The following is a 4,237-nucleotide window of genomic DNA, read 5'->3' as shown; positions in this document are numbered from 1 at the left end:
ACCTCCTCGACATTCTCGCCGATCCGCAGGCGGCCGAGCATCTGGAAATTCGGCAGGCCGTCCAGGAAAAGTATCCGCTCCGACAGCCGGTCGGCATGCTTCATCTCATCGATCGACTCGTGCCGCTCATGGTCGGCGAGCCGCTGCACCCCCCAATGTTCGAGCAGCCGGTAGTGCATCCAATATTGGTTGACGGCGGTCAGTTCATTCCTGAGCGCTTCGTTCAGCAGCTCGTTGACCCGCGGATCGCCCTTCATTCCCAGCCTCCTGTTTCAGGCGGCGTAGATAGTCGAGACCAGGGCGAAACGGAACCCGGAATGGCGCGGAAATCTGCGGAAAATAAGCCTGCTCTTGCTAGGCAGTCGCAGCTTCGGCGGTGATGATCTCGCGTGCGAATGAAAAGCATTGGCCGCAGCGCGGCTTGCGACCAACCGCGCGGTACGCGCTTGCCGGGCAACGCGCGCCTTCGCGTGCCGCCTTGCGGACCTCGCACTCACGGATGGCATTGCAGACGCACACGACCATGACGTTCTCCCGTCCCGCACAGAGGTCATAGCGCTAATGCGAATGCCTCGCAATAGCCAATCGCTGCCTTGGGCTCAGGAGGTTGAGCTCTCTTGGCTCAAGGTCATTCATTTTCGCCGGACCGCTCCAGCTCCTTCGTGAGGATCCGGCGCATGTCGGTGCGTCGCAAGCTGGCCTTCAGATTATCGGGGCTGGTATAGAGCGCACGAAGGAAGCCCAGATCCCAACTGGTCAATGTGATCGGCACCGCCACGCCGGCCGGCGCGCCCACCGCATTCAGGATCGAGGAGGCGGATTTCGGCAAGCGAGACGGGTCGGTGCGGGCAAAGGTGCGCATGGCGGTGTAATCGGCCAGTTGGGTGGTGGTCAGCCCCTGCACCGCGTCCAACTCAACGACCACCACCGCGGCCGTGAAATGGGGGCGCGCGGTCTCGGTTATCCTGGAGCCCAACCCCGGCGCCTGATTGATGTACATGTCGAAAGCGCTGTCCTCCAGCAGCTCTAAGCCGTCGGCTCGGCGCAAGCCTTTCAGCTGCCATGCCGCGACAGGCCCGGGCGCGCGCGTGAGCCGCCGGACCTGAACGGGCGCCATGTTGTTGAACAGGCTGGGCTGTTTGCGCATGAGCGCTTTGATGAAGTCCCGCTTGTCAGGGACGAGCGCGACGAGGATGTTCGGGGAGCAGCCCTGGGCCCCGGCCTTCATGCCCACGCCTTCGGCCACGCGCCTGATCCGCTTCTCGACCGCTTCTTTCTGCGACGGCGAAAGGCCGGCGGCGACCGGGCACACCGCCTGCTCGAAGCGAGCAAGCTGCCCCTGCCCCGGTGCGTGCGTCAGCGCGCCGACGAAATCGCGGACCTGGCGGTCGAACCCCTCCCGCCCGGTGACGACGATCTCCGGCGGCTCGCTCGAGGGCGTCTCTTGGGCAGGCGCCATGCTGGCCAAGGCAAGTGCAGCGCCGGTGAGGCAGGCACGCAGGAAAGCAGTCATCGAGTTTCTCCGGCCCGATTTGTGGCGAGCAAGCATCTGAATATCATGGACCGGGAGGGCGACAAAGGCGCTGTGTCGCAGCCCCCCGGCGTGACGCGCGTGCCTTTCTAATTTCATCGACCTACCGGGGTCGATCGGCCCAGCGCTCCATCAGGAGCGCTCGGCCCCACCGTGTCTCGACCGGCCCGCTGACGAGGGCGAAGCCGGCCTTCTCGTAGGCGCGGATCGCGCGGGTGTTGTCCGGGTGCGGATCGGTGCCGATCGCGGGCGCGCCCTTCGCGAACAAACGGTCGCATTGCTCGCGCAGAAGGGCGCTGCCGTGGCCGCGGTCCAGCATGTCGGGCTCGCCGATATACTGGTCCACGCCGCGTGAGCCCGGCGGCAGGTGCGAAAAGGGATGCGGGTCCCAGGCGTGGCAAGCATAATCCTGCGCAAAAGCGAACGGGCGCGGCTGTCGGCCGGGCGCGACATGCTCGATGATCCACAACGCCATGGCGGGATCGGCCAGGTGGGCCTCGAACTCGGCCTCGGGATGCTGCCACGCGCCCCACCAGAGGAGCACCTCAGGCTCCGCCCGCCAGCGCAGCAGCATCGGCAAGTCGGCGCGGGCGGCGGGTCGGAAGCGGTAGGGTGAGTCCACCCGGAGAGACTAGCGCCGCTGCGGCCCTGGACCGGGTTGGGCAGCCTTCTTGCTCTCCGAAGTCTTGCGGGCGCGGGCGGCGGGGCGGGCGGCGGCTTGCGAGGCGTTGAGAGCCACGGCGGCCCGGACGAGCGCCTTGAACGCGTCATCGTCGATCGCGGCGTCCTCGCGGATGTCGATCGCACGCATGGTGTTGCCGCCCATGCTGCCGTTGAACAGACTCGCCGGGTCCGGGAGCAACGCCCCCTTTGCAAAGGTCAGCTTGACGTAGCCCTTGTAGGTCTCGCCGGTGCAGACGATGCCGTGGTGCTCCCAGACGGGAACGCCGGACGGATTGGTGGGCTTGCGCCATTTCACCGCCTCGACGATTCCGGAGTCGGCCTCCCGGATCAGCGCGCGCATGCGGGCGAGCCGCTCGCCTCGCCAGTCGCCGATCGAGGCGATCTTGGCGTCGATCAATCGGGAAGGGCTTTCCGCCATTTGTTCGTTCAACGCGCCGCTCCTTTGCTGCTTTGCCATTGGTTAGGTGATCCGGGCCCGCGCTGGAAGGTCATCGACAACGCTGTAGGAAAGCTCTCGCCGATCCGGCAGGTTCGGCCGGAGCAGGCAGGAGGCGCGGATGAGCGAGGAACGGGGCGGGCTGCCGATCATGTCGTTCGAAAGCCGGGATGGGCTGGAGGAGTGGCTGGAAGAGCAGACCCAGCCGCAAACGGCCGGTGACCATAACGGCATCTGGCTGAAGCTCGCCAAGAAAGAGAGCGGCGTGGTCTCGGTAAGCCGGCAGGAGGCGGTGGATGCGGGGCTGTGCTTCGGCTGGATCGACGGGCTGATCAACAGCTTCGATGGACAATTCTACCTGCTCCGCTTCACGCCCCGACGGAAGAAATCGAAATGGTCGCTGATCAATGTCGAGCGCGCCGAGGCGCTGATAGCGGAGGGGCGGGTGCGGCCGCCCGGCATGCGCGAGATCGAGGCGGCCAAGGCGGACGGGCGCTGGGATGCCGCCTACCCGCCCAGCAGCCGGATCGAGGTGCCGGCGGATCTCCAGGAGGCGCTCGAAGCCCGTCCCGAGGCGGCCGCCTTCTTCGCGACGCTGAATGGAGCGAACCGCTACGCGATCCTCTACCGGCTGCACGACGTGCGCGACCCGGCCAAGCGGGAGGCGGCGATTGGCAAGTGGGTCGAGAAGCTGGAGCGCGGCGAGACAGTCTACGCGGCCGGGCCGATCAAGTCCCAGAGGTTGCCGTAGAGGTCCGCGAACACGGCCACGGTTCCGTACGGCTGCTCGGCGGGAGGGCGGACGAAGTGGACGCCTTTGGCGGTGAGATCGCGGTAGTCGCGCCAGAAATCGTCGGTGCGCAGAAACAGGAAGACGCGCCCGCCCGCTTGGTTGCCGATGAAGGCCTCCTGCTCCGGCGTGGCGGCGCGGGCGAGGAGGAGGGTGGCGGCATTGTCGCCACCGCCGGGCGGCGCGACGAGGACCCAGCGTTTGTCCTGCTCGGGCTGATACTGGTCGGCGACGAGCGTGAAGCCGAGCTTCTCCGTGAACCAGGCGATGGCCTCGTCATAGTCGCGGACGATGAGGGCGATGTGGGCGAGGGATTGCGTCACCACGCGGCGCTGGCCTGGCTGGCGCCGCGATGCTCGGCCAGGCGGCGGGCGGTCGCGGGCGAGGTGTTGGGCGGGAGGCGGTCCAGGGGAAAGTAGCGCGCCTCGGCCACCTCAACCCCGTCGGCGCGCGCCGGCCCGACGGCACGGGCGCGGAACAGGTGGATGGTGTCGCGCTTGCCCTGGGCGGTCGAGAAGTAGGTGGCGACGAAGGCGAGGTCCGCGACGCCGCAGCCCAGCTCCTCCTTCACTTCCCGCGCGGCCGCGGCCGCCGGCGTCTCGAACGGCCGGATGCCGCCGCCCGGCAGCAGGAAGAGATCGCTGCGGCCGTAGCTGTTGCGGATCAGCACGATCTCGCCGGCATGGTTGAACAGCATCACCTTCACCCCCCGCGTCCGCGGCCGGAACAGGCGCCAAAGCAGTCGCTGGAGCCGGTAAAGGAGGTTGAGCAGCGGGTTCACGCGCTGCGACGATAG

General features: G+C 67.3%; 8 protein-coding genes. 1 reads left to right on the top strand and 7 read right to left on the bottom strand.

The genetic code is table 11. The annotated features are described in order from the left end of the window. The 5 genes from bfr to VF631_RS03330 all read right to left on the bottom strand — a co-directional run. Window positions 1-257 (bottom strand): bacterioferritin (gene bfr / locus VF631_RS03350; protein WP_431848856.1); only part of this gene is annotated, 257 nt, incomplete at its 3' end. A gap of 97 nt (window positions 258-354) precedes the next feature. Beyond that, entirely contained in the window at window positions 355-525 is a 171-nt protein-coding gene (locus VF631_RS03345) for a (2Fe-2S)-binding protein (RefSeq protein WP_431848855.1), read from the bottom strand. 103 nt (window positions 526-628) lie between these two features. Continuing rightward, a complete protein-coding gene (locus VF631_RS03340; RefSeq protein ID WP_431848854.1) occupies window positions 629-1,513 on the bottom strand; it encodes a hypothetical protein in 885 nt (294 codons plus the stop codon). A gap of 121 nt (window positions 1,514-1,634) precedes the next feature. Continuing rightward, window positions 1,635-2,153 carry a GNAT family N-acetyltransferase gene (locus VF631_RS03335; protein ID WP_431848853.1) on the bottom strand — a complete coding sequence of 173 codons (519 nt, stop codon included), beginning with the start codon at window positions 2,151-2,153 and terminating at the stop codon, window positions 1,635-1,637. Window positions 2,154-2,162: 9 nt separating this feature from the next. Beyond that, the gene (locus tag VF631_RS03330; RefSeq protein WP_431848852.1) at window positions 2,163-2,645 is read right to left on the bottom strand and encodes a DUF1801 domain-containing protein; all 483 of its coding nucleotides are present in this window, start codon (window positions 2,643-2,645) and stop codon (window positions 2,163-2,165) included. A gap of 127 nt (window positions 2,646-2,772) precedes the next feature. Between VF631_RS03330 and VF631_RS03325 the strand changes: the two genes are divergently transcribed. Then, a complete protein-coding gene (locus tag VF631_RS03325; RefSeq protein ID WP_431848851.1) occupies window positions 2,773-3,402 on the top strand; it encodes a YdeI/OmpD-associated family protein in 630 nt (209 codons plus the stop codon). Here the strand turns inward: VF631_RS03325 and VF631_RS03320 are convergent. Beyond that, window positions 3,363-3,767, bottom strand: coding sequence for a VOC family protein (locus VF631_RS03320; protein ID WP_431848850.1), 405 nt, complete (start codon window positions 3,765-3,767; stop codon window positions 3,363-3,365). The two genes, VF631_RS03325 and VF631_RS03320, sit on opposite strands and share 40 nt — an antisense overlap. After that, the coding region (locus VF631_RS03315) for an NUDIX domain-containing protein (RefSeq protein ID WP_431848849.1) at window positions 3,761-4,237 on the bottom strand (477 nt) is incomplete at its 5' end. The genes VF631_RS03315 and VF631_RS03320, both read right to left, overlap by 7 nt.

The organism is Allosphingosinicella sp., assembly GCF_036387615.1.
In the GTDB taxonomy this organism is placed as follows: domain Bacteria; phylum Pseudomonadota; class Alphaproteobacteria; order Sphingomonadales; family Sphingomonadaceae; genus Allosphingosinicella.
The sequence above is the reverse complement of the archived record's forward strand: the minus strand, read 5'-3'. Positions and strand labels throughout refer to the sequence as shown.